The organism is Actinomadura physcomitrii (genome assembly GCF_008923205.2).
GTDB lineage: Bacteria > Actinomycetota > Actinomycetes > Streptosporangiales > Streptosporangiaceae > Spirillospora > Spirillospora physcomitrii.
This window is the reverse complement of the sequence record NZ_WBMS02000002.1, coordinates 281,606-305,475: the sequence shown is the minus strand read 5'-3', so window position 1 is coordinate 305,475 and position 23,870 is coordinate 281,606. Positions and strand designations below refer to the sequence as shown.

The following is a 23,870-nucleotide window of genomic DNA, read 5'->3' as shown; positions in this document are numbered from 1 at the left end:
GTGACTCCCATGTCATCTGGTCGGCCCTGGCACCGCGTTCCGGGCAGCGGTCAGCCCTGTGCCGGGCTGACCAGCGTGCCGATCTTCTCACCCCGGACGGCCCGGACGATGTTGCCCTGCCCCATGAGGTCGAAGACCACGATGGGGAGCGCGTTGTCCATGCAGAGACTGATGGCCGTGGCGTCCATGACCTTCAGGCCCCGCTGTAGAACCTCACCGTAATCCAAACGGTCGAACTTGACCGCCTCTGGACTCTTGCGAGGATCGGCGTCGTAGACCCCGTCGACCTGAGTGGCCTTCAGGACGGCCTCGGCGCCGATCTCCAGCGCGCGCTGCGCGGCGGTCGTGTCGGTGGAGAAGAACGGCTGCCCCAGCCCCGCACCGAAGATGACGACCCGGCCCTTCTCCAGGTGCCGGATGGCGCGCCGCGGGATGTACGGCTCGGCCACCTGGCTCATGGTGATGGCGGTCTGCACCCGGGTGTCGAGCCCGAGCTTCTCGAGGAAGTCCTGCAGCGCCAGGCAGTTGATGACGGTGCCGATCATCCCCATGTAGTCGGCGCGGCCGCGGTCCATGCCGCGCTCGGCCATGACCGCGCCGCGGAACATGTTCCCGCCGCCGCACACGACCGCGACCTGCACGCCGTCGCGTACGGCCTCGGAGACGGCCTCCGCCACATGCTGCACGACCTCGGGGTCGATGCCCAGCGGATCGCGCCCGGCGAACGCCTCGCCCGAGAGCTTCAGCAGCACCCGCTTCCAGCCCGCGCGCGGCGCGTGCTGCCCGGACGACGGGGCCGCCGTCGCACTGGTGGTCGTCTTGTCCGGCACGTCGGCGGCCTCCTCGTTGCGTCGCTGAATCTCGGGTCCCTATCTCCAGGGTGCCCTTACGCCTGCCCCACCTTGAACCGGGCGAAGCGCACGACCTTCACGCCGGCCTCGTCCAGGACCTTGGCGATGGTCTTCTTGCCGTCCTTCACGAACGCCTGCTCCACCAGCACGAAGTCGCGGAAGTAGGCGTTCACCCGGCCCTCGACGATCTTCGGGATGGCCTGCTCGGGCTTGCCCTCGTCACGGGTGAGCTGCTCGGCGAGCGCCCGCTCCTTCTCGACCACCTCGGCGGGGATCTCCTCGCGGGTGAGGTACTTGGGCGCCATCGCCGCGATCTGCTGCGCGACGTCCTTGGCGACCTCGGCGTTCTCCTTGTCCAGCTCGACCAGCACGCCGGTGGTCGGCGGCAGGGACGGGTCGGACTTGTGCAGGTAGCTGGCCACGTAGGCGCCCTGGTAGTGGGCGAAGCGGCGCAGCTCCAGCTTCTCGCCGATCTTGGCGCTGTTCTCCTCGATCAAGGCCTGGACGGTCTTGCCGGCCTCGATCTCGGCGCCGAGCAGGGCCGCCGCGTCCGCCGCGCCGCTGCCCGCCGCGAACTCGACCAGCCGGTTCGCCAGCTCGATGAACTGCTCGTTCTTGGCGACGAAGTCGGTCTCGCAGTTGAGCTCCAGCAGCGCGCCGTCGCCCGAGCCGTTGAAGTGCTCGGCGACCAGGCCGTTGGCGGCGGTGCGCTCGGCGCGCTTGCCGACGTCCTTGGCGCCCTTGAGGCGCAGCAGCTCCGTGGCCTTCTCGAAGTCGCCGTCCGCCTCGGTCAGGGCGTTCTTTACGGCCATCATGCCGGAGCCGGTCAGGTCGCGAAGCCGCTTGACGTCAGCGGCGGTGAAGTTGGCCATCGTTCTCTTCGCTTCTCTCGTCGTTGGTCGTGGACCCGCGACGGTCCCGGCGGCGTCGTCGCGACGCCGCCGGGACCGCGGGATCAAGCCTGCTGGCCCTCGGCGGGGGTGTCGGCCGGCGCCTCGGTCTCGGCCGGGGCCTCAGCGGACGGCGCGGCCTCGGCGGGCGCGTCGGCCGGAGCGGCGGCCTCGCCCTCGGCCTGCTTGTTCACCAGCAGGTCGCGCTCCCACTCGGCCAGCGGCTCGGCGGCACCGGAGGCGGCGCCCTCGGCCGGCTTCTCGTCGCCGCCGGACGCGGCGCCCGCGCGCGCGAGGAGACCGTCGGCGACCGAGTCGGCGACGACGCGGGTCAGCAGGCTGACACTGCGGATGGCGTCGTCGTTGCCGGGGACCGGGTAGTCGACCTCGTCGGGGTCGCAGTTGGTGTCGAGGATGGCCACGACCGGGATGCCGAGCTTCTTGGCCTCGTTGACCGCGATGTGCTCCTTCTTGGTGTCCACGATCCAGATGGCGCTCGGGACCTTCGCCATGTCGCGGATACCGCCGAGGGTGCGCTCCAGCTTGTCCTTCTCACGGCGCAGGCCGAGGAGCTCCTTCTTGGTCATGCCGGAGCCGGCCACGTCGTCGTAGTTGATCTCCTCCAGCTCCTTGAGCCGGGTGAGCCGCTTGTGGACGGTGGAGAAGTTGGTCAGCATGCCGCCCAGCCAGCGCTGGTTGACGTAGGGCATGCCGACGCGGGTCGCCTGCTCGGCGATGGACTCCTGGGCCTGCTTCTTGGTGCCGACGAACAGGATCGTGCCGCCGTGCGCGACCGTGGCCTTGACGAACTCGAAGGCGCGGTCGATGTAGGACAGCGACTGCTGCAGGTCGATGATGTAGATGCCGTTGCGCTCGGTGAGGATGAAGCGCTTCATCTTCGGGTTCCACCGGCGGGTCTGGTGGCCGAAGTGGACGCCGCTCTCAAGGAGCTGCCGCATGGTGACGACGGGTGCCATTGCCCGTGTTCTCCTTCTCTGGCCCTGCCGGGCCGCATTTGGTTGTCGCCCTGCGCCCGGGCATCGCCCCACCGTCGCCGCGGCGACGGACCGAGGGGCGGCGCCCCACCATGTCTTCGGTGGCATGCGGACGCGTGAAATCAGCCGCCGGGACGCCCCTGGCGGCTGTGATCCGGAACCCTCCCCGGATCCGTGACCTCTCCGCTCGCCGTGAGCGGCTTCCCGCCTCCCCGCCTGACGGCGGATCGGCGACGGCCTGGCCCTGGCCGGTGTCCTTACGGGCACGTCTACAGATTATCAGGGCGCGGACGCCCCCGTGAATCAACGGACCGAGCGGTTATCCACAGTTGGCGCACCTGCTCGACGGCCGGGCCCGCGGGGCGGCAGGCTCCTGGCATGACCTTGCTCACACTGCTCCTCACCTGCGCGATCACCGCCGGCGCCCCCGGAGCGACCGCCTGGCGATGGCCCTTGGGGCCGCCCGCCCCGCGGGTCCTGCGCGCCTTCTCCCCGCCCGCCGTGCCGTGGGGCCCCGGCCACCGCGGAGCCGACCTCGCGGCACGGCCCGGCGAGCCGGTCTACGCGGCCGGGGCCGGACGGGTCTCCTATGCCGGAAGCCTGGCCGGACGAGGCGTCGTCGCCGTCGACCACGGGCCGCTGCGCACGACGTACCTGCCCGTCCGTCCCAGTGTCCAGGCCGGTGGCCAGGTGGCCTTAGGCGCCCGCATCGGCGTCCTGGAGGACGGCCATCTCCACTGCCCGACGCCGTGCCTGCACTGGGGCCTGCGCAAGGGCCGCGTCTACCTGGATCCGTTAAGCCTGGTCAGGCGGGAAGTACGACTGCTGCCGCAGTGGCCGCGCGGCGCACCGCCGCACGAGGCGTCGGGGAAGGCGCATGAACGGCATCCTCCGTCCGAGGAGCCGCCGAATCCGAGCATGACGCTCCGCGACGCGACGACGGCCACGGGCGGTGCCGTCACGGGGCTCGTCCTCGCCTACTCGCTGTCCTTCGCCTGGCGCCGCGCCCGCGCGCGCGGCCGCTTCCGCCCTCCGCCGCCCGGCGTGATCGACCTCGCCCACGAACGCCGGTTGCGCCGCGTCCCCCAAAGCCGCCGGGAACGCTCCTAGCAACCCGTTCGCGATCAATCCGCCGAATCCTCGCGGGCGGCGCGGGGGTGGGCCTGGCGGTGGACCTGCTTGAGCCGTTCGGCCGACACGTGCGTGTAGATCTGGGTGGTCTGCAGGGACGCGTGGCCGAGGATCTCCTGGACGCTGCGGAGGTCCGCGCCGCCCTCCAGCAGGTGCGTGGCGGCGGTATGGCGCAGCCCGTGGGGGCTGAGGTCGGGCACCGTGCCGGCCTCGGCGATCCGGGAGTGGACGATGCGGCGGGCGCTGGTCGGGTGGAGGCGTCCTCCGCGGGCGCCGAGGAACAGGGCGGCGCCGCTCCCCTCGGTCGCCACGGCCGGCCGTCCTGCCCTGAGCCAGTCCTCGACGGCCCGGACGGCCGGCTCACCGATCGGGACGGTGCGTTCCCGGTTCCCCTTGCCCAGCACGCGTATCGTCCGGCGGCCGGTGTCCAGGTCGTCGATGTCGAGCCCGCAGAGTTCGCTGACACGCACCCCTGTCCCGTAGAGGACCTCGAGCACGGCCAAGTCGCGCAGTCCCATCGGCCCTTCGGCGTCCATCGTGTCGAGAAGGCGCGCCGCGTCGTCCTGGGTGATCACACCGGGGAGGTCGCGGCGCTTCTTCGGCGTGCCCAGCAGAAGGCCGGGATCGTTCTCCAGCAGCCCGCGCCGGTGCAGGTGGTGGGTGAAGGCCCGGGCCGCCGCCGTCCGCCGGGCGAGCGTGGCGCGCGCCCGCCCGAGGGCGTGCTGGCGGGCCAGCCAGGCGCGCAGGAGTGACACGTCCAGGCCGGCCGGGTCCGTCACGCCCACGGCGGACGCGTACGCGCACAGGTCCGCCAGGTCACCGAGGTAGGCGCGCAGCGTGTGCGGCGAGACGCCGCGCTCCGCGCGCAGGTGCCGGCCGAACTCGTCCACGGCCTCGTTCAGATCCACAAAGGCCACGCTGCGGCACCCCACGTGCCGCGAGCAAGCACCTGGCCGCGGTTTCGGGTGGATCGTCGCGAATGTCGCCGGGGTTTTCCACAGAACGCCGTTCCAGTTCACCGCGGATCCGCCGTCCGGCAGCGTCGGAACCCGGAGGTGAGGCACATGAACGCCCACATCGAACTGGGCCGCCGCGGAGAGGACGCGGCGGCCGCCTATCTGGCCGGGCTCGGCTGGACGGTGCTCGACCGCAACTGGCGCTGCCCCGAAGGCGAGCTCGACATCGTGGCGCACGACGGCCGCGCCCACGTCGTCTGCGAGGTCAAGACCCGCCGCTCCGCCCTGTACGGCGACCCGCTCGAGGCCATCACGGACGCCAAGTCGTCCCGGTTGCGGCGGCTGGCCTGGCGGTGGGCCGCCGCGCACGGCGTCGGCGGCGCGCAGGTCCGGGTGGACGTGCTCGGCCTGGTCGTCCAGGGCGACGGCTTCTCGATCGATCATCTGAAGGAGGTGTGCTGAATGACGCTCGCCAAGACCCGCTCGGTGTCCCTGGTGGGGGTGGACGGCTTCGTCGTCGACGTCGAGGCGGCCCTCACCAGCGGGGTCCCCGGCCTGCACCTGGTGGGACTGCCCGACACCGCGCTCAGCGAGGCCCGCGACCGCGTCCGCGCGGCGATCTTCAACTCCGGGGAGGACTGGCCCAACCGGCATGTCACCGTCTCGCTGTTCCCAGCGAGCATGCCCAAGAAGGGCTCGATCTTCGACGTCGCCATCGCGGTCGCCCTGCTCGCCGCGGCCGAGGTCGTGCCCGCGCGGTCCTGCGCGGGGCTGGTGCTGATCGGCGAGCTCGGCCTGGACGGCCGGCTCCGGCCCATCCAGGGCGTGCTGCCCGCGGTCCTGGCCGCCGCCAACTACGGCTGCCGCACCGTGGTCGTCCCCCGGGCGAACGCCGCCGAGGCCGAACTCGTGCCGGGCGTGGAAGTGGTCTCCGCGGCGACGCTCCGCGGGCTGCTCTGCATCCTGCGGGACGAGCCGCCGCCCATCGAGGAGGCGGAGCCCGAGGACGCGTCGGCGGTGCCCGACGGGTCGGCGGTCCGGCGGCCGGACGTCCCGGCCGACCTCGACCTGGCCGACGTCCGGGGCCAGGCGGAGGCGCGGCGGGCCCTGGAGATCAGCGCCGCGGGAGGGCACCACCTGTACTTCACCGGGCCGCCGGGCTGCGGGAAGACGATGCTGGCGGAACGGCTGCCGACGCTGATGCCGCCGCTGGAGCCCGACTCCGCGCTCGAGGTCACCGCCATCCACTCGGTCGCCGGGACGCTCCCGCCCGGCCAGCCGCTCATCACCCAGCCGCCGTTCCACGCGCCGCACCACACCGCCAGCAAGGCGTCCATGGTCGGCGGCGGCTCGGGTCGGGTACTGCAACCGGGCGCCGTCTCCCTCGCCCACCGGGGGATCCTGTTCCTGGACGAGGCGCCCGAGTTCATGGCGGGGACCCTCGACGCCCTCCGCCAGCCGCTCGAGGAGGGCGAGGTGCGCATCAGCCGGGCCGAGGGCACCTCCAAGTTCCCCGCCCGCTTCACCCTCGTCCTCGCGGCCAACCCGTGCCCGTGCGCGGCCGCCAAGCAGGTCGACTGCTCCTGCGCCCCCGGAGTGCGCCGCAAGTACAGCACCCGCGTCACCGGCCCGCTGCTCGACCGCATCGACCTCAAGCTGGAGCTGGCGCCCGCCACCAGGGCGGAACTGCGCTACGACCTGGAGTTCGCCGAACCCAGCAAGGTGGTGGCCGACCGGGTGATGCTCGCCCGGGAACGAACGCTGAAACGCCTGACCGGAACGCCCTGGCGGACGAACTCCGAGATCCCCGGGCCGGAGCTGCGCCGCAAGTTCACACCCGGTCCGGAGGCGATGCGGACGGTGGACGAGTCGCTGCAACGCGGCACGCTCAGCGCACGGGGACTCGACCGGGTCCTGCGCGTCGCGTGGACGATCGCCGACCTCGGCGGTCACGACGAGCCGGACGCGGACGACATCGGCGGCGCCCTGGCGCTCTGGCACGCGGGGCGGTCATGACCATGATCCCCATGACACCGGAGCGGGAGGCCCGCGCCGCGCTCACCGCCGTCGCCGAGCCCGGCGACGCGTTCCTCAACCGCATCGTCGGACACTGCGGCCCCGAGGAGGCGCTCGAAGTGATCCGCTCCGGCGCCCTCCCCGCCGGCCTGCCCGCCGCGCCGAAGGAGATCCAGCGCCTGGAGCACTGGCGCATTCGCCTGGCCGCCGCCGAACCCGACCGCGACCTGGCCGTCTGCGCGCAGTTCGGCGGCCGCCTGGTCTGCCCCGGGGAGCCCGAGTGGCCCACCACCCTCGACGACCTCGGCGGCGAACGCCCCTACGCGCTCTGGCTCCGCGGCCCCGAGGACCTGCGCCACGCCTGCCTGAGATCGGTCGCCATGGTCGGCTCGCGCGCCGCGTCCCCGTACGGGCAGCGGATGGCCTCCGACTTCGCCTCCGAACTCGCCGACGGCGGCTGGACGGTGGTCTCCGGCGGAGCGCTCGGCATCGACGCCGCCGCCCATCGCGGCTCCCTCGCCGCCGACGGCCGCACGGTCGCCGTCCTCGCCAACGGCGTGGACGTACCGTACCCCGCCTCGAACGAGGGCCTGTTCGCGGAGATGGCACGCCGATCCCTGCTGGTGAGCGAGTCGCCGCCGGGCACCCATCCGCACCGGCTGCGCTTCCTCGTCCGCAACCGGGTGATCGCCGCCCTCTCCCGCGGATCGGTGATCGTCGAGGCGGAGGCCCGCAGCGGCGCGCTCAACACCGCCGCATGGGCCCGCAAGCTCGGCCGTGTGCTGATGGCCATGCCGGGGCCGGTCACGTCCCGGTCGTCGGTCGGCTGCCATCAGCTCCTGCGGCAGGAGGACACCGTCCTCGTGAGCCGGACCGAGGAGATCATCGAGGCCGTCGGACGGCTGGGCGCGGACCTGGCCCCGCCCCCGCGGACGCCCGTCCTGCCCCGCGACCGCCTGGAACCGGTCACCCGCGCCGTCCTGGAGGCCTTCCCCGCCCGCGGCTCGGCCGGTCCGGCCGCCCTGGCCGCCAAGGCGGGCATGGACCTGGCCGCCGTCAACGCGAAACTCGGCCTGCTCGCCGCGTCCGGCTTCATAGAACGGGCGCCCAACGGCTGGCGCCTCACCAGTTCCGCGAAATCCCCCCGCTGATGCCGCACACGCTTCACCAAGGAGTGACATGCCGACCTTCACCCCGATAGGCCCTGGCCCGCGCCGTGCCTTTCGCCCGTCAATACACACCCCGTGGTCCCCAAGGTCCGCCAGGCCACAGGGCCGCCGGCAAGTGTCGCCGCCCCTTTGCCGTGCCGTCAGCACACGCCTTGTGGTGCTCGAAATCTGCCACGCCACAAGGCCCCCGCAGGCGTCGCCGTGCCGTCAGCACGCGTATGCGGGCAGCCATCCGCTTCAGAGCAACGGGGCCGGGTGCCGTGATGCCTCACGGGCCGTCAGCGGGCTCCGGGCCTGCTAGAGCCACGTTCAGCCGGAGGTGAGGAGGAGCGGAGGGAGGCTACGCGTATCGGAGCACTTCACAAGCCGATCAGGCTGGAGGCGGGGTCACTGATCGGAGGGAAGCTCGAAGTCGCTCTTCGCGAGTTCCTCGACGTTGACGTCCTTGAAGGTGACGACACGCACGTTCTTGACGAAGCGTGCGGGGCGGTACATGTCCCAGACCCAGGCGTCCTGCATCGTGACCTCGAAGTACGTCTCGCCGTTGTCGGCGCCGCGCACCTGCAGATCGACCGAGTTGGTGAGGTAGAACCTCCGCTCGGTCTCGACGACGTAGGTGAAAAGCCCGACGACGTCGCGGTACTCGCGATAGAGCTGCAGCTCCATCTCGGTCTCGTACTTCTCGAGATCCTCGGCGCTCACGCCCGTGCCCCTTCCGTACGGCCCTCGCCGGGGACCTCCCCTTCGGTCTCCTCCCCCAAGGCCACCTCCCCATTGTTACGCAAGGCACGCCCGACATTGACGTAGGAGAACCGATGCTCCGGACAAGGCCCGTGCTCGGCCAGCGCCGCGCCGTGCGCGCGCGTCACGTACCCCTTGTGGACGTCGAAGCCGTACTGGGGGTAGCGCTCGTGGAGATCCACCATGATGCGGTCTCGGGTGACCTTCGCGACGATGGAGGCGGCCGCCACGCATGCGGCGACCTGGTCGCCCTTGATCACCGCCAGTCCCGGGGCCTCCAACCCCGGCACCGGGAACCCGTCGCTGAGGACATAGGCGGGACGGGTGTCCAGGGCTGCCAGGGCCCGCCGCATGCCGGTGACGTTGCACCGGTGCAGGCCGATGCGGTCGATGTCATGGCAGGGGATGATGACCGCGCTCCACGCGCGCGCCCTCCGGGTGATCTCGGCGTAGAGCTCCTCGCGGCGCGCCGGCGTCAGCATCTTCGAATCGGTGAGGCCGTCGATCCGCCCGCCGCGTCCACCATGAAGGATCACGGCGGCGACGACCAGCGGGCCCGCGCAGGCCCCGCGGCCCGCCTCGTCCACGCCCGCCACGGGACTGAGCCCGGCGTGCTCCAGGGCGCGCTCGTAGGCGTGCAGCCCCGCGTCACGGCGTGGCGTGAAACGAAGTGGACGACCCTTCATGCTCCGCAGGGTACGTCGCCCGAACCCCCCGCCGCTCACCGAATGCCACTGTTCCAGGCATGTCCGCGATCACCCTTCCACCCCGACCGGCGAGAAGTTCCTCACGGGCGAGGCGGACTCAGCCAGTTTCTCTGGCCCAGACCGCCGTCCTGGCGGCCGGGTCGCCCGAGAGCGTGCCGGCCATGACCGTCGACCGGCAGTGCGGGTCGTCGCAGCGGGCACCGCGCATCGCCGCGCAGGGCGTGCGGAGCGGCGCGTACGACATCGCGATCGTGTGCGGCGTGAAGTCGATGTCGCGGGTGCCCGGGAACCGCGGATGTCGGGGAGCGGTGTGGCGGGAGACGCGGCGGGGTTTGGCGCGCGGCCTGCCAGGCGGCGGCCACCTTCCGTTACCTTGCGGTCATGCTGTGCTGCCTCGGCGGAGTCGTCGCGGGTGGGGCCCGCTGTGCGAAGGGTCCTCGATCGAGTGGTCGGCGCTGCGGCGCGTGTTGCGTGCGCCGATCGCCGCGGGGCCACCCGAGTTCGGTCGGCTTGGCCGGCGGAGGCTATGGGCGGCGGCGTTTGCGGCGCAGGTAGGCGAGGGGGAGAGTGCCGAGGACGCCGAGGGCCATGGGGGTGGCGGGCGCCGCCATGGCGGCGGTCTTGAAGCCGGCCTGCTTGAAGGTGCCGGGAATCGGCAGGGTGTCGATGCGGTTCAGCGGCCAGACGATCACGAAGGCGCGGCCGATGACGCGGTCGGTGGGGATGGTGCCGCCGCCGGGGTCGCCGCGGTGGGAGCGCGAGTCGTAGGAGAGCTCGCGGTGGTCGCCCATGACCCAGAGCTGGCCCGGCTTCACGTAGGCGTCGAAGGGCTCGTTCGACGGCTTGTTCTGCTCGTGGGTGACCGGGTCGGTGTAGAGGTACGACTTCTCGTTCAGGGGGACGCCGTTGACGGTGACGCGGCCCTGGGCGTCGCAGCAGTGGACGTGGTCGCCCGGGACGCCGATGACGCGTTTGATGTAGTCCTTCTCGTTGGGCGCGACGCCGAAGGCCGTGCCGACGGCGCGCAGTGCCTTGGAGAAGGGGTTGGTCGGCTTCGAGATGTGGGTCTCGGGGTCCCAGGAGTCGAGGCCGTTGAAGACGACGACGTCGCCGCGGTGGATGTCGCGGGTATGGTAGACGATCTTGTTGACGAGGACCCGGTCGCCGATCTGGAGGGTGTTCTCCATGGAGCCGGACGGGATGTAGAACGCCTGGACCGCGAACGCCTTGATGACGAGGGCGAGGACGACCGCGACGACGATCAGGACGGGCAGTTCCTTCCAGAACGAGCCCGGCTTCTTCTTTTTCTTCTCGCCGTCGTCGTCACCGTCGCCGTCATCGTCGGAGGTGGAAGGGGACGAGGAGGAGGCGGAGGAGTCCTTGCGGTCCTCGGCGGAGTCGTCGCCGGCCGTCTCCTCGGCGGAGGTCACGGTCTCCTCTTCGTCGGGCACCGCGCCCTCGGCTCCGGATCGCACGTCTCTCCGATCGTCCTCGTCAGTCATCAGGGACAAAGCCTAGCGGCGAGCCGCCCCGAGCACCGGTCGGCTGGGCGTGTCGCCGTGCACCGCGACCGCCGTATCCGTCCGAAACGGGCAACGCCCCGGGCACCGCAGCGGGTTCCCGGGGCGTCGGCGGTCGGCGGGCTCAGAAGTCGCGCTTCTCCTTGATCCGCGCCGCCTTGCCGCGCAGGTTGCGCAGGTAGTACAGCTTGGCGCGGCGGACGTCGCCGCGGGTGACGATCTCGATCTTGTCGATCGAGGGGCTGTTGAGCGGGAACGTCCGCTCGACGCCGACGCTGTAGCTGACCTTCCGGACGGTGAAGGTCTCGCGGGCGCCGCCGCCCTGCCGCCGGATCACCACGCCCTGGAAGACCTGGATACGGCTCCGGTTGCCTTCGGTGACGCGCACGTGCACCTTCAGCGTGTCGCCCGGACGGAAGTCCGGGACGTCGGCGCGCATGGCGGCCTTCTCGATCTCCTGGATCAGGGTGTGCATCGCAGCGGTTCCTCTGGGTCGAACGCGGGCGTCGAGAGGCCCCATGGGACATGAGTGGGGGCGTCGCGCCGCGGAGAGTGGTCTTCGTGCCGCGCGTACGAGCGCACGGACGCTTCAGTCTGCCATATCTTCGGCGTCAACCGGAAAACCGGCCTCCCGCAGCACCCTGCGATCATGCTCGTCGAGGGCGCCGGAGGCGAGGCGGGGCAGCAGCTCGGGGCGGTGCCGGGCGGTGCGGCGCAGCGCCTCGTCGCGGCGCCAGCGGGCGATCGCGCCGTGGTGGCCGGACAGCAGCACGTCCGGGACGGCACGGTCCCGCCAGACCGGCGGCTTGGTGTAGACGGGGCCCTCGAGCAGCGACTCCATCGCGCCGGGGGCGAAGGAGTCGTCGGCGACCGAGTCGGCGTTGCCGAGGACGCCCGGCAGGAGGCGCCCGACGGCCTCGACCATGACCAGGACGGCGACCTCGCCGCCGGCGAGGACGAAGTCGCCGAGGCTGACCTCGTCCACGGGCATGCGGGTGCGGGCCTCCTCGGCGACGCGGGAGTCGATGCCCTCGTAGCGGCCGCAGGCGAACAGCAGCCACGGCGCGGCGGCGTACTCGGCGGCGAGCGCCTGGGTGAACGGGCGGCCGCTGGGCGTCGGGATGATCATGCGGGGGGCGTCGCCGGACGGTACGAGGGCGTCGAGCGCCTCGCCCCACGGTTCGGGCTTCATGACCATGCCGGGGCCGCCGCCGTAGGGGGTGTCGTCCACGGTGCGGTGCCGGTCGTGCGTCCAGTCGCGCAGGTCGTGCACGTGCACGTCGAGCAGCCCGGTGCGGCGGGCCTTGCCGAGCAGCGAGATCTCCAGGGGCGCGAAGTACTCCGGGAAGATCGTGACGATGTCGAGTTTCATGATCCGTCGAGCAGTCCGGGGGGCGGGTCGATCACGAGCCGGCCGCCGGGGACGTCGACCTCGGGAACGAGCGCGGCGACGAACGGGACGAGGGTCTCGCCGCCGGGGCCGCGCACGACCAGCAGGTCCTGGCCGTGGTGCAGGATGTCGGCGACCTCGCCGACGTCGTCGCCGCCGGCGGTGACGACGGCGAGCCCGATGAGCTCCTGGTCGTGGTACTCGTCGGGGTCGTCGGACGGGGGGATGTCACCGGAGTCGACGACCAGCCAGGTGCCGCGGAGGGTCTCCGCGGCGTCGCGGTCGTCGATTCCGGCGAAGCGCAGGAGCAGGCGTCCCGAGTGCCAGCGGGCCCGTTCGACGGTGAGCGGGCCGGCGGACGCGGGATCGGTCGCGATCCGGGTGCCGGCGGCGAACCGGCCTTCCGGGTCGTCGGTGCGGACGTCGACGGTGACCTCGCCGCGGACGCCGTGCGGGCGGCCGATGCGCCCGACGGCCAGCGGGTCGCTCATCGGCCCGGCCCACGGGGGGCGAGGCGACGAGGGGCCGGGCGACGAGGACCGGCGGGCCGCGGGCCCGCCGGTGAACCGCCCCCGGCGGTGGCCGTCGCGGCCGCCGCCGGGGCGAGCGTGCCCCGGCATGCGCGATGCCAGGGGCTCACTCAGCGGACCTCGTTGACGTCGAGCAGGTCCACGCGCACGTACCGGCCCCCGGAAAGGGCGCTGATGACGGTGCGCAGGGCCTTGGCGGTGCGACCGCTGCGGCCGATGACCTTGCCGAGGTCCTCGGGGTGCACGCGCACCTCCAGGACCCGGCCGCCCCTGATCCGGCGGGCGCGGACCCGGACGTCGTCCGGGTTCTCCACGATCCCGCGGACCAGGTGCTCGAGCGCTTCTTCGAGCACGTCAGCCCTCGCTCTTGGCTTCGTCGGTCTCGGTGGCCTTCGCCTCGGACTTCTTCGGCTCGGCCTTCTTCTTGGCGCGGGCGGCGGGGGCCTCGCCGGCGTCGTCGCCCATGGACTCCTTGACGGCGGCCTCGAAGGCGGCCTTCTTGTCGGCCTTGGGCTCGGCGACCTTGAGGGTGCCCTCGGCGCCGGGCTCGCCCTTGAACTTCTGCCAGTCGCCGGTGATCTTCAGCAGGTTGAGCACGGGCTCGGTCGGCTGCGCGCCGACGCCCAGCCAGTACTGCGCGCGCTCGGAGTCGATCTTGATGAGCGACGGCTCCTGCTTGGGCTGGTAGAGGCCGATCTCCTCGATGGCCCGCCCGTCGCGCTTGGTGCGGGCGTCGGCGACGACGATCCGGTACTGCGGGTTCCGGATCTTCCCCAGACGCTTGAGCTTGATCTTGACTGCCACGGGTGTGGTGTACTCCAGACTTCATTACAGGGTGGGCGGCCCGTGCCAGGTGGGGAACACCGGCTCACCGCCGCCCGATGGACTCCGGCCGCGCAGGACGAGAGAGGGCGCCTCGCGGGTCCGGGTTTCCAGCCTGTCATTCTGCCAGATCGACACCGTGAACGCGCAATCGACGGACCCCGTGTCGCCGCACCGCGCGGACCCTTGTCGCCCCACCGCCCGGACCCGTGCCACCGCACCGTGCGGACCCGTATCGCCCCGCCGTCGCCACCCTGTGTCGCCGCATCGCACGACGCCTGTGAGGCCGTCGCCGCGCGCCGCCAGGCTCGTCCAGCCACGACAGGGGGCAGCGGCCGGCGCACCGCCGTCAAGCGGTGCGCCGGGAGGTCACTTGTTCTTGCGGTTCTGGAGTTTGCCGAGGTCGGGCATCTGGAAGCCGGGGGGCATCTGCCCGCCGAGCCCCGGGGGCAGTCCGCCGGGGGCACCGGGACCGCCGAGGCCGGGCGACAGCCCCTTCGGCATGCCGTCCGCCGCGGGCGCCTGCTCCTGGGGCCGCTTGCCGCCGCCGGCGCGCTTGCGCGGGTCGCCGCTGCGCTGCTTGCCCTTCTTGTTCTTGGCGGCCTTCGCCGCCTTGGCGGCCTTGCGGCGGCCTCCGGGCATGCCGGGCAGGCCCATGCCGCCGGCCATCTGCCGCATCATCTTCTGCGCGTCGAAGAACCGGGTGACGAGGCTGTTGACCTCGCCGACGCCGACGCCGGAGCCCTTGGCGATGCGGGCCCGCCGCGAGCCGTTGATGATCTTCGGCTGGGCGCGCTCCTGCGGGGTCATGGAGCGGATGATCGCGGCGATCCGGTCCAGGTCCTTGTCGTCGATCTGGCTGATCTGGTCGCGGACCTGCCCCATGCCGGGCATCATCCCGAGCAGGTTGCCGATCGGCCCGAGCTTGCGGATCATCATCATCTGCTCGAGGAAGTCCTCGAGGGTGAAGTCCTCGCCCGAGGCGAACTTGCTGCTCATCCGCTCGGCCTGCTCGGCGTCGAACGCCTGCTCGGCCTGTTCGATCAGGGTGAGGATGTCGCCCATGTCGAGGATGCGGCCGGCCATCCGGTCCGGGTGGAAGACGCTGAAGTCCTCCAGCTTCTCGCCGGTCGAGGCGAACATGATCGGACGGCCGGTGATGTGCCGGACCGACAGCGCGGCGCCGCCGCGGGCGTCGCCGTCGAGCTTGGTGAGCACGACCCCGTCGAAGCCGACGCCGTCCATGAACGCCTGGGCGGTGTTGACGGCGTCCTGGCCGACCATGGCGTCGACGACGAACAGCACCTCGTCGGGCTTGACGGCGTCGCGGATGTCGATGGCCTGCTGCATCATCTCGGCGTCGATGCCGAGGCGGCCGGCGGTGTCGATGACGACGATGTCGTGCTGGGCGTGCCGGGCCTGGTCGATGGAGCGGCGGGCGACGTCGACGGGGTCGCCGACGCCGCTGCCCGGCTCGGGCGCGAAGACCGGGACGCCGGCGCGCTCGCCGACGACCTCGAGCTGCTGGACGGCGTTCGGGCGCTGCAGGTCGGCGGCGACCAGCATCGGGGTGTGGCCCTCGGCCTTCAGCCACCGGGCCAGCTTGCCGGCGAGGGTGGTCTTGCCCGCGCCCTGCAGGCCGGCGAGCATGATCACGGTCGGCGGCGTCTTGGCGAACCGGATCCGGCGGGTCTCGCCGCCGAGGATGTTGATGAGCTCCTCGTTGACGATCTTGACGACCTGCTGCGCCGGGTTCAGCGCCTGCGAGACCTCGGCGCCGCGGGCCCGCTCCTTGACCTGCGCGATGAAGTCCTTGACCACGGGCAGCGCGACGTCTGCCTCGAGCAGCGCGATGCGGATCTCGCGGGCCGTCGCGTTGATGTCGGCCTCGGAGAGCCGGCCCTTGCTGCGCAGCGACGAGAAGACCGTCGTCAACCGGTCGGAGAGCGTCTCGAACACGTGTCTGGACCGTCCTTGGAAAGCTTCTGGGATCGCCTATCAGCGTATAGGGTCACCGGCCGGTGCCCGCCCGGTCGCGCCGATCCCCACCAAGCCGCGCCCGATCCGGGAATCCGCCGCGTCCGATCCGCCGCTCTCGCGGGCCCGGTGCCCGCCGGGCCGGTCAGCCGAGCGCGTCCAGGACGCGGGCGCGGACGGCCGCGAGCGCCGCGGGGTCGGTGATCGGGGCCCCGTCCCCGTCGACCACGTAGAAGACGTCCACGGCCTCGGCGCCCAGCGTGTCCACCTGCGCGGCGCGGATGTGCAGCCCGCAGTCGCCGAGGGCCTGGCCGATCCGCCACAGCAGGCCGGGCCGGTCGTGCGCGCGGACCTCGACGACGGTGGCGGTGTCGGACGCGTCGTCCACGATCATGACGCGCGGGGGCGGGACGGCGGCGCCAGGCCGGATCCGGACGGAGCGGGCGCGGCGGTCCAGCCGGTCGGCGACGTCGAGCCGGTCGGCGAGCATGCGGCGCAGGTCGGCCTCGAGCGCGGCGGGGTCGGGCGGGGCGCCGTACTCGGGGACGGCGGTGAAATCGAGGACGGCGGTGCCGGTGTCGGTGGCCGGGGACGAGACGGTGTGCGCGGTGCGGACGGCGAGGCGGTGCAGGGCGAGGACGCCGGCGGCGCGCCAGAGCAGGCCGGGGCGGTCGGGGGCGGCGACGGTGATCCGGGAGCCGGTGACGCGGACGGCGGCGCCGTCGTGGCGGGCGAGGGCGAGCCGGTCGGGTCCGAGGACGGGCGGGGGCGGCGGGGTGCCGCCGGACAGGACGGCGGCGGCGCGCCGGGCGAGCTCGGCGACGAGCCGGGCCTTCCAGGCCCCCCAGGCGGCGGGGCCGGTGGCGTTGCCGTCGGCGACGGCGAGGGCGGCGAGCAGTTCGAGGATCTCGCGTTCGCGGCCGGGGACGGCGGACACGGCGGCGGTGACGGTGTCGATGGTGACGGGGTCGTCGAGGTCGCGGCGGGTGGCGGTCTCGGGCAGCAGCAGGTGGTGCCGGACGACCGTCTCCAGGACCTGGACGTCGCCGTCGGGGAAGCCGAGCGCCGCGCCGAGGTCGTGCGCGACGACGGCGCCGCTCGTGGAGTGGTCGCCGGGCCAGCCCTTGCCGATGTCGTGCAGCAGCGCGCCGATCAGCAGCAGGTCGGGCCGGGCGACCTCGCGGGTGAGGGCGGCGGCGCCGGCGGCGGTCTCGACGAGGTGCCGGTCGACGGTGAAGCGGTGCACGGGGTTGCGCTGCGGGCGGTTGCGGACGCGTTCCCAGTCGGGCAGGAGCCGGACGATCAGGCCGGCCTGGTCGAGAGCCTCCCAGACGCCGATGGCGGCGGGTCCGGCGCCGAGGAGCGAGACGAGCGCGTCGCGGGCCTGCGGCGGCCAGGGCGCGGTGGGGAGGGTGGCGTCGCCGGCGAGGCGCGCGACGGTCGCGGGGGCGAGGGGGAGCCCGGCCTGGGCGGCGGCGGCCGCGACGCGCGGGACCAGTGCGGGGTCGCTGAGGTCGGCGTTGCGGGCCAGGACGACTTCGCCGTCGTGCTCGACGGCGCCGTCCCCTACCGGCCGGCGCTCGACGGGCGCGCGGCTCGTCGCGGTGCTGCGGGCGACGCGGCGCCACAGGTGGTCGGCCGCGTAGGTGATCGTGCGGGCGGCCTCGGCGATCGCGCTGAGCAGCATGTTGGCGTCCGGCAGGCCGATGGCGCGGGCGACGGCCTCCTGCTCCTGCAGGACGAGGCGGTCGGTGGAGCGTCCGGTGGACTCGTGGAGGGCGTGCCGGATGTCGAGGAGCAGGTCGTGCGCGGCCATGACGCGCCCGTCGGGCGCGGAGGCGATCCAGGACGCGGCGACCGCCCGCATGACGTGGACGTCGCGCAGCCCGCCGCGGGCCTCTTTGAGGTCGGGTTCGAGGAGGAACGCCAGCTCGCCCTGCCGCTCCCAGCGCTCGCGGCACAGCGCGGCCAGTTCCGGGAGCCGGACGCGGGCGTCGGCGCGCCAGTCGGCGAGGACGGCGGCGCGCAGCTCGTCCACGAGGGTGTGGTCGCCGGCGATCCGGCGGGCCGACAGCAGCCCGAGGGCGGCCTTCAGGTCGGTGCGCGCGACGGTCCTGGCCTCGGCGACGGTGCGGACGGAGTGGTCGAGGCGCTGGCCGGAGTCCCAGATCGGGTACCAGATGCGGTCGGCGATCTCGGCGATGTCGGGGCGCCCGCGGTGCAGCAGCACGAGGTCGAGGTCCCCGCCCGGGGTCAGCTCGCGCCGCCCGTGGCTGCCCACGGCCGCGAGCGCGAGACCGGAGGGCCCGGCGTCACCGGCTGTGGAGGGCCCGGTGATGGAGGGCCCGGCTGCGGAGGGCGGGGTGGCGGGGGGCGCCGACCGACCGGGGACATCGTCGCCGGCGGCGGCGAGCAGGGCCGCGAGGCGGCGGTCCAGATCGCCGGCGCGGGCGGCCCGCGCCGCCGCGAGGGCGGCGCGGGCGGCCTCGGGAGCCGTGTCTCCGGTCGGAGGATGGACGAGGGTCACACCGCTCCTACAGGGCTTCCGGGCCGGTCTCGCCGGTCCGCACGCGGACCACGGTGTCCACGGGGACCGCCCAGACCTTGCCGTCGCCGATCTTGTCGGTGCGGGCCGCCTTGACGATGACGTCGATGATGTCGTCGGCGTCCTCGGCGTCCACGAGCACCTCGACCCGCAGCTTCGGCACGAGGTCGACCTTGTACTCGGCGCCGCGGTAGACCTCGGTGTGGCCCTTCTGGCGGCCGTAGCCGCTGGCCTCGCTGACGGTCATCCCCTTGACCCCGAAGGTCTCCAGCGCCGCCTTGACCTCGTCCAGCTTGAACGGCTTGATGACGGCGGTGATCAGCTTCACGCCTCGGCCTCCACCTTCTTGTCGGGCGACACCGGGCGCGGTGCCGCGGTGCCGGTAACGGCGGCGCGGGAGGCGCCTCCTCCCGCGGGCGTGAGATCGTACGCGGTCTCGGCGTGCGCGGTGACGTCGATCCCGGCGGCCTCGTCGTCGGCGGAGATCCGGAACCCGATCGTCTTGTCGATGATCTGGCCGATGATCCAGGCCATGACGAACGAGTACAGGCCGATCACGACGGGGCCGAGCGCCTGCAGGCCCAGCTGGTGCGCGCCGCCGCCGTAGAACAGGCCCTTGTGCTGGTCTGGCAGGAACGGGTAGGCGGCCAGGAAGCCGAGCGACAGCGCGCCGATCGCGCCGCCGACCAGGTGGACGCCGACGACGTCGAGGGAGTCGTCGTAGCCGAGCTTGTACTTCAGGCCGATCGCGTAGGCGCAGACGGTGCCGGCGATGGCGCCGAGGACGATCGCCGCCCACGGGTCGACGAACCCGCACGCCGGGGTGATCGCGACGAGGCCGGCGACGGCGCCGGACGCGACGCCGAGGGTGGTGGCGTGGCCGTCGCGCAGCTTCTCGACCAGCGCCCAGGCGCCCGCGGCGACGGCGGTGGCGATCTGGGTGTTCATGAACGCCAGGCCGGTGGTGCCGTCGACGGCGAGCTCGGAGCCGGCGTTGAAGCCGAACCAGCCGAACCACAGCAGGCCGACGCCGAGCAGCACGAACGGCAGGTTGTGCGGCCGCATCGGCTCCTTCGGCCAGCCGCGCCGCCGGCCGAGCACGAACGCGAGCGCCAGGCCCGCGGCTCCGGCGTTGACGTGCACGACGGTGCCGCCCGCGAAGTCCTCGATGCCGAGCTTGTTCAGCCAGCCGGTGCCCCACACCCAGTGGGCGACGGGGAAGTACACCAGCGTCGCCCAGGCGACGGTGAACGTCATCCAGGCGCCGAACTTGGCACGGTCCGCGATGGCGCCGCTGATGAGCGCGACCGTGATGATCGCGAACGTCAGCTGGAACATCGAGAAGACCATGGTCGGGATGTTGTCGCTCTGGTCCTTCAGCAGGCCTTCGGAGACCTGTGTCGCGACGCCTTTCAGCCCGACGGCGTCGAATCCGCCGATGAACTTGTTGGCGAAGGAGCTGCCGTTGTCGGTGAAGGCGATGGAGTGTCCGAAGAGGACCCAGAGGATGGTGACGCTGATGATGGCGCCGAACGACATCATCATCATGTTGAGGACGCTCTTGGCGCGCGTCATACCGCCGTAGAAGAAGGCGAGGCCGGGTGTCATGAGCAGCACCAGCGCCGCCGCCGCCAGCATCCAGGCGGTCGCGCCTGTATCGATCTTCATCTCGGAGAGTGCCCCTCCTCGACCGGAAACGTGGATGCCCCGAGATTCCTGGGTGGCCGTTTCACCGGGGCGCCGCCCGTGTTTCCGAAGTGTGAAACCCCGCTTCGGGATGTTTCGTACCTGTTTCAGAACCCTCACGGCCTTACCCACCCGTTGGCAACCGTTTCCTTTTCCTCCGGTCATGCTCCGGTGCAGGTGACGGGGGGTCCGCACCGGGCGGCGCCCCGCGACCGCAACGGGTCGCGGGGCGCCGCGGGACGGCTCCGCCCGGTCGCCGCCCGGGGCCGGGCGCCGCGGGGCGGTTCCGCTCAGTCGCCGAGGATCGCGTCCACGAACGCCCCGGGTTCGAACGGGGCGAGGTCGTCCGGGCCCTCGCCGAGCCCGACCAGCTTCACCGGGACGCCCAGCTCGCGCTGCACCTGCACGACGATGCCGCCCTTGGCGGTGCCGTCCAGCTTGGTCAGCACCACGCCGGTGATGTTGACGACCTCGGCGAACACGCGGGCCTGCTGCATGCCGTTCTGCCCGGTCGTGGCGTCCAGGACGAGCAGCACCTCGTCCACCTCGGCCTGCTTCTCCACGACCCGCTTGACCTTGCCGAGCTCGTCCATCAGCCCGGTCTTGGTGTGCAGTCGGCCCGCGGTGTCGATGATCACCACGTTGACCTTGCTGTCGATGCCCTGCTTCACCGCGTCGAAGGCGACGCTGGCGGGGTCGGCGCCCTCGTCCTTGCGGACGACCTGCGCGCCGACCCGCGAGCCCCAGGTCTCCAGCTGGTCGGCGGCGGCGGCGCGGAAGGTGTCGGCGGCGCCGAGCAGCACGGTGTTGCCGTCGCCGACCAGGACGCGGCCGAGCTTGCCGCAGGTGGTGGTCTTGCCGGTGCCGTTGACGCCGACGACCATCAGCACCGCCGGCCGGTCGCCGTGCGGCTCGGTGCGCAGGGAGCGGTCCAGATCGGCGCCGATCTGCTTGACCAGCTCCTCCTTCAGCAGCGCGCGGGCCTCCTCCGGGCTGCGGGTGCCGAGCACCTGCACCCGGGTGCGCAGGTCGTCGGTGACCTGGCGGGCGACGGCGGCGCCCATGTCGGCGGTGATGAGGGTGTCCTCGATCTCCTCCCAGGCGTCGTCGTCGAGGGTGTCGCGCGACAGCAGCCCGAGGAGGGTCTTGCCGAACGCGCTCTGGGAGCGCGCGAGCCGCGCCCGGAGCCGGACGAGCCGTCCCGCGCCGGGCGGCGGCTGCTCGATCTCGATGGTGGGCGGCGGCGGGGCCGCCTCGGTGGGCGGCGCCCGCTCGATGGTGGGGGCCGCGGCCTCCGCCTCGTCGACGGCGGTCGCGCCGTGCCGCTCGGCGGGCGGCCGCTCGGCGGGCGGGACCGGCGGACGGCGGCGGACCGGGCGGCGCAGCAGCGCGACCCCGCCGATGATCAGCGCGACCGCGAGCAGCGCGACGATGACGATCACATATTCCATAGCGCCCCCAGTTTTCCAGACCGGCGGCGCCGGACCGAACACCCCGCGGTATCCCGCCGACCGCCCGCACGTCCCCGCGCACGCGAAGAGCACGCCCGCCGCGGGCGTGCCCGGTCAGCCCCGGAGCGGCGGCCCCGGGGTCTCCCCCGTTACCGATGCCCGTTCGGAGCTCTCCCACTCGTCGACGTTGCGCAGCAGGGCCTCCAGGTAGGAGCGCAGGTGGGTGCGGTACACCTCGCTGTAGGTGCGCAGGTAGGCGATCTCGCGCTCCAGCTCGTGCCGCCGCTCGTCGGCGGACGCCCCGCCCGGCCCGAACGGCGCGCCCGGCCCGGACGGCGCCGTCGCGGCGGGCGGCGGCACCGAGCGGACCGCGGCGTCGGCGACCTCCGCGGCCTTGCGGTGCGCGTCCTCCAGCATCTGCTCGGCCCGGCCCTTCGCGTCGGACAGGATCGCCTCGCGGTGCAGCCTGGCCTCGTGCGCCAGCTCGCGGGTGTAGCGCTCGGCGTCCGCGACGTACAGGTCGGCGGTCTGCTGGGCCTGCGACAGGATCCGGACGGCCTGGAAGTGCGCGTCCTCGGGGGCCAGGACGCCGCCCGCGCCGCGGCCCGCCTGGGCGCGCAGCCGGTTCACCTCCTCACCCAGTGCGGCCTTGTGGTTGAGGATCTGCACGAGTTCCCGCTCGACGTACTGCAGGAAGTCGCGGACCTGGTCCTCGTCGTAGCCGCGGCGGCCGAGCGCGGCCCGCGAGAACACCACCGACTGCAGCTCGCCGGGGGTCAGCCGGGAGCCGTCGGTCACGACGGGGAGGTTCGGGGAGTCCACTGCGGTCACCTCTGTGCGTCGGCGAAGGATTCGAGGCGGATGCGGTCGCGCGCGACGCCGGACGCGGCGAGCCGCTCGACGGCGGCCTCCACCATCGCCGCCGGCCCGCACACGTAGGCGTCGTGGCCGGGCCAGGGGCCGCGCCGGGCCACGACGTCGGGCAGGTCGCCGTGCTCGATCCCCTCGGGGTCGGGTCCGTGCCCGCCGCCGGACCCCAGCAGCGCGGAGAAGCCGTGCCCGCCGGACTCGTCCGGGGCGGGCTCGTCCGACACGGCGGGGACGACGGTCAGCCACGGCAGCCCGGCGGCGAGCTTGCTCAGGTGCTCCAGGTCGTACAGGCCGTCGCGGTCGCGGGCGCCGAAGAACAGGTGCACGCGCGGCGGGGCGGGCCGGCCGGCGAGCTGCTCCAGGATCGCCTTGAGCGGGGCGAGCCCTGTGCTGCCCGCGACGAGCAGCACGTCCCGGCTGGACGACTCGTCCAGCGTGAGGGTGCCGATGGGCGCGCCCATCCGGACCCGGTCACCCGGCTTGGTGGCGCGGACCAGGACGGGGCTGACGGGCCCGCCGTCCACCAGCCGGACGTGGAAGTCGACGGTGTGGTCGGGGCGGGGCGCGTTAGCCATCGAGTAATAGCGCCAGTGCCGCAGCCGCGACGGTACCTCCAGCGCGACGGACTGCCCGGGCGTGTACGGCAGCGGGCGGTCCGGCCGGACGCGCAGGACGGCGATGTCGAAGCGGCGCCGCTCGGCCGCGACGACCTCGCCGTTCCACCAGGCGGGGCTGGAGAGCGCGTTCTCGTCGGCGGCTTCCAGCATGACCTTGGCGACCAGGCTGTAGGCGGCGTTCCAGTCGCTCTCGACGTCCTCGGTCCAGGCGGTGCCGGAGAAGTGCCGGAGCGTGGCGAGCAGGCTCGCGCCGACGTGCGGGTAGTGCTCGGCGACGATGCCGAACCGGCGGTGGTCGCGGCCGAGCTGCTGCAGGAACGGGACAAGTGACGGCAGGTCGTCGACCTTGGCGACGATCTGGCCGAGCGCGCGCAGCAGCTTGTCGCGCTGCCCCGTCATCCCGATCGGGAACATGTCGCGCAGGTGCGGGTTGCGTACGAACAGGTCGGAGTAGAAGAACAGCGCGACGGCGTCGCCCTGCCCGGCGACGGCGGCGAAGTTGTCCTTCAGGCGCTGGGCGTCCACGCGGCGGTCAGGCGACGGGCTCGGCGGCGGCCTCCGTCATGACCTTGGCGACCAGGCCGTAGGCGGCGGCCCAGTCGCGCTCCAGGTCCTCGTTCCAGTCGGGGCCGCTGAAGTAGGCGAGGGTCGCCAGCAGGCTGGCGCCGACGGGGGCGTAGTGCTCGGCGGCGACCCCGAAACCGTGGTGCCGGCGGCCGAGATCCTGCAGGAACGGGACAAGGGTATCGGTGTCGTCGACCGACGACACGATCTGCGACAGGGCGCCGAGCAGCACCTCGTGCTGCTTGCTCATCGCGGCCGGGAACATGCTTCTGAGCTGCGGTTCCCGGGCGAACAGATCGGCATAGAAATACTCGGCGACGATAATGCCGTGCGCTCCCACCTGCGCGAAATTGTCCTTGAGTTTCTGCGGGTCCACGGTGTCCTCTCCAGCGGTCCTCCGAGCCCGGGCGGGGTGTCCGGGAGGGGAGCCGGAGAACCACGG

The 23,870-nt window shown here is 72.8% G+C and carries 24 protein-coding genes and 1 pseudogene; 5 read left to right on the top strand and 20 right to left on the bottom strand.

The genetic code is table 11. From position 1 onward, the window contains the following. Positions 1–50: 50 nt before the first annotated feature. The 3 genes from pyrH to rpsB all read right to left on the bottom strand — a co-directional run bounded on the left by pyrH (position 51) and on the right by rpsB (position 2,718). Positions 51–830, bottom strand: coding sequence for a UMP kinase (pyrH, locus tag F8568_RS03490; protein WP_151591241.1), 780 nt, complete (start codon positions 828–830; stop codon positions 51–53). Positions 831–886: 56 nt separating this feature from the next. Continuing rightward, positions 887–1,723: a translation elongation factor Ts gene (tsf, locus tag F8568_RS03485; protein WP_151591239.1), complete on the bottom strand. Its 837-nt coding sequence runs from the start codon at positions 1,721–1,723 to the stop codon at positions 887–889. Positions 1,724–1,806: 83 nt separating this feature from the next. Then, positions 1,807–2,718: a 30S ribosomal protein S2 gene (gene rpsB, locus F8568_RS03480; RefSeq protein WP_151591237.1), complete on the bottom strand. Its 912-nt coding sequence runs from the start codon at positions 2,716–2,718 to the stop codon at positions 1,807–1,809. A gap of 396 nt (positions 2,719–3,114) precedes the next feature. On the opposite strand from rpsB, the gene F8568_RS03475 reads away from it, so the two are divergent. After that, positions 3,115–3,846, top strand: coding sequence for a murein hydrolase activator EnvC family protein (locus F8568_RS03475; protein ID WP_151591235.1), 732 nt, complete (start codon positions 3,115–3,117; stop codon positions 3,844–3,846). A 14-nt stretch (positions 3,847–3,860) separates the two neighbouring features. Here the strand turns inward: F8568_RS03475 and F8568_RS03470 are convergent, their stop codons facing one another. Then, entirely contained in the window at positions 3,861–4,784 is a 924-nt protein-coding gene (locus tag F8568_RS03470) for a tyrosine recombinase XerC (protein WP_407924449.1), read from the bottom strand. A 147-nt stretch (positions 4,785–4,931) separates the two neighbouring features. On the opposite strand from F8568_RS03470, the gene F8568_RS03465 reads away from it, so the two are divergent. Genes F8568_RS03465 through dprA form a run of 3 tightly spaced genes read left to right on the top strand, consistent with a single transcriptional unit; the run spans position 4,932 to position 7,990 of the window. Continuing rightward, positions 4,932–5,285 carry a YraN family protein gene (locus F8568_RS03465; protein ID WP_151591231.1) on the top strand — a complete coding sequence of 118 codons (354 nt, stop codon included), beginning with the start codon at positions 4,932–4,934 and terminating at the stop codon, positions 5,283–5,285. Further along, a complete protein-coding gene (locus F8568_RS03460) occupies positions 5,286–6,839 on the top strand; it encodes a YifB family Mg chelatase-like AAA ATPase (protein ID WP_151591229.1) in 1,554 nt (517 codons plus the stop codon). Positions 6,840–6,850: 11 nt separating this feature from the next. Then, positions 6,851–7,990, top strand: coding sequence for a DNA-processing protein DprA (gene dprA / locus F8568_RS03455; protein WP_328600705.1), 1,140 nt, complete (start codon positions 6,851–6,853; stop codon positions 7,988–7,990). Between the two features lie 405 nt (positions 7,991–8,395). On the opposite strand, the gene F8568_RS03450 is transcribed toward dprA, so the two are convergent. Further along, the gene (locus F8568_RS03450; protein ID WP_151539670.1) at positions 8,396–8,710 is read right to left on the bottom strand and encodes a DUF2469 domain-containing protein; all 315 of its coding nucleotides are present in this window, start codon (positions 8,708–8,710) and stop codon (positions 8,396–8,398) included. Next, on the bottom strand, positions 8,707–9,435 hold the full coding sequence (locus F8568_RS03445) for a ribonuclease HII (protein ID WP_151591228.1): 729 nt from the start codon (positions 9,433–9,435) through the stop codon (positions 8,707–8,709). The genes F8568_RS03450 and F8568_RS03445 overlap by 4 nt, the downstream gene beginning before the upstream one ends. 59 nt (positions 9,436–9,494) lie before the next feature. Here F8568_RS03445 and F8568_RS49345 point away from each other — a divergent pair. Then, positions 9,495–9,734, top strand: a pseudogene (locus F8568_RS49345) (thiolase family protein); the annotation flags it as partial. Positions 9,735–9,980: 246 nt separating this feature from the next. Here F8568_RS49345 and lepB read toward each other — a convergent pair. From lepB to F8568_RS03370, 14 genes are all read right to left on the bottom strand, one after another. After that, positions 9,981–10,931 (bottom strand): signal peptidase I, encoded by a 951-nt coding sequence (lepB, locus tag F8568_RS03435; protein ID WP_328600704.1) that lies wholly within the window; start codon positions 10,929–10,931, stop codon positions 9,981–9,983. A 169-nt stretch (positions 10,932–11,100) separates the two neighbouring features. Next, positions 11,101–11,451, bottom strand: a complete 351-nt coding sequence (gene rplS, locus F8568_RS03430) for a 50S ribosomal protein L19 (RefSeq protein WP_151591224.1) — start codon at positions 11,449–11,451, stop codon at positions 11,101–11,103. 114 nt (positions 11,452–11,565) lie between these two features. Beyond that, a complete protein-coding gene (gene trmD / locus F8568_RS03425) occupies positions 11,566–12,348 on the bottom strand; it encodes a tRNA (guanosine(37)-N1)-methyltransferase TrmD (protein WP_151591222.1) in 783 nt (260 codons plus the stop codon). After that, entirely contained in the window at positions 12,345–12,857 is a 513-nt protein-coding gene (gene rimM, locus F8568_RS03420) for a ribosome maturation factor RimM (protein WP_151591220.1), read from the bottom strand. The genes trmD and rimM overlap by 4 nt, the downstream gene beginning before the upstream one ends. A 149-nt stretch (positions 12,858–13,006) precedes the next feature. Next, positions 13,007–13,249, bottom strand: coding sequence for an RNA-binding protein (locus tag F8568_RS03415; protein ID WP_021598307.1), 243 nt, complete (start codon positions 13,247–13,249; stop codon positions 13,007–13,009). A 1-nt stretch (position 13,250) separates the two neighbouring features. Continuing rightward, positions 13,251–13,700 (bottom strand): 30S ribosomal protein S16, encoded by a 450-nt coding sequence (rpsP, locus tag F8568_RS03410; protein WP_151591218.1) that lies wholly within the window; start codon positions 13,698–13,700, stop codon positions 13,251–13,253. 387 nt (positions 13,701–14,087) lie between these two features. Beyond that, positions 14,088–15,677 (bottom strand): signal recognition particle protein, encoded by a 1,590-nt coding sequence (gene ffh / locus F8568_RS03405; RefSeq protein WP_151591216.1) that lies wholly within the window; start codon positions 15,675–15,677, stop codon positions 14,088–14,090. Between the two features lie 163 nt (positions 15,678–15,840). Then, positions 15,841–18,222 (bottom strand): [protein-PII] uridylyltransferase, encoded by a 2,382-nt coding sequence (locus F8568_RS03400; RefSeq protein WP_151591214.1) that lies wholly within the window; start codon positions 18,220–18,222, stop codon positions 15,841–15,843. Between the two features lie 7 nt (positions 18,223–18,229). Beyond that, positions 18,230–18,568: a P-II family nitrogen regulator gene (locus F8568_RS03395; RefSeq protein WP_131764050.1), complete on the bottom strand. Its 339-nt coding sequence runs from the start codon at positions 18,566–18,568 to the stop codon at positions 18,230–18,232. Further along, positions 18,565–19,908 (bottom strand): ammonium transporter, encoded by a 1,344-nt coding sequence (locus F8568_RS03390; RefSeq protein WP_151591212.1) that lies wholly within the window; start codon positions 19,906–19,908, stop codon positions 18,565–18,567. Before F8568_RS03390 ends, F8568_RS03395 begins: the two co-directional genes overlap by 4 nt. 308 nt (positions 19,909–20,216) lie before the next feature. After that, complete coding sequence (gene ftsY / locus F8568_RS03385; RefSeq protein WP_151591210.1) at positions 20,217–21,377, bottom strand: signal recognition particle-docking protein FtsY; 1,161 nt, start codon at positions 21,375–21,377, stop codon at positions 20,217–20,219. A 114-nt stretch (positions 21,378–21,491) separates the two neighbouring features. After that, entirely contained in the window at positions 21,492–22,199 is a 708-nt protein-coding gene (locus F8568_RS03380; RefSeq protein WP_160573489.1) for a DivIVA domain-containing protein, read from the bottom strand. Positions 22,200–22,204: 5 nt separating this feature from the next. After that, a complete protein-coding gene (locus F8568_RS03375; RefSeq protein ID WP_151591206.1) occupies positions 22,205–23,389 on the bottom strand; it encodes a globin domain-containing protein in 1,185 nt (394 codons plus the stop codon). Positions 23,390–23,396: 7 nt separating this feature from the next. Beyond that, positions 23,397–23,804 carry a globin domain-containing protein gene (locus F8568_RS03370; protein WP_151591204.1) on the bottom strand — a complete coding sequence of 136 codons (408 nt, stop codon included), beginning with the start codon at positions 23,802–23,804 and terminating at the stop codon, positions 23,397–23,399. Between the last annotated feature and the right edge of the window lie 66 nt (positions 23,805–23,870).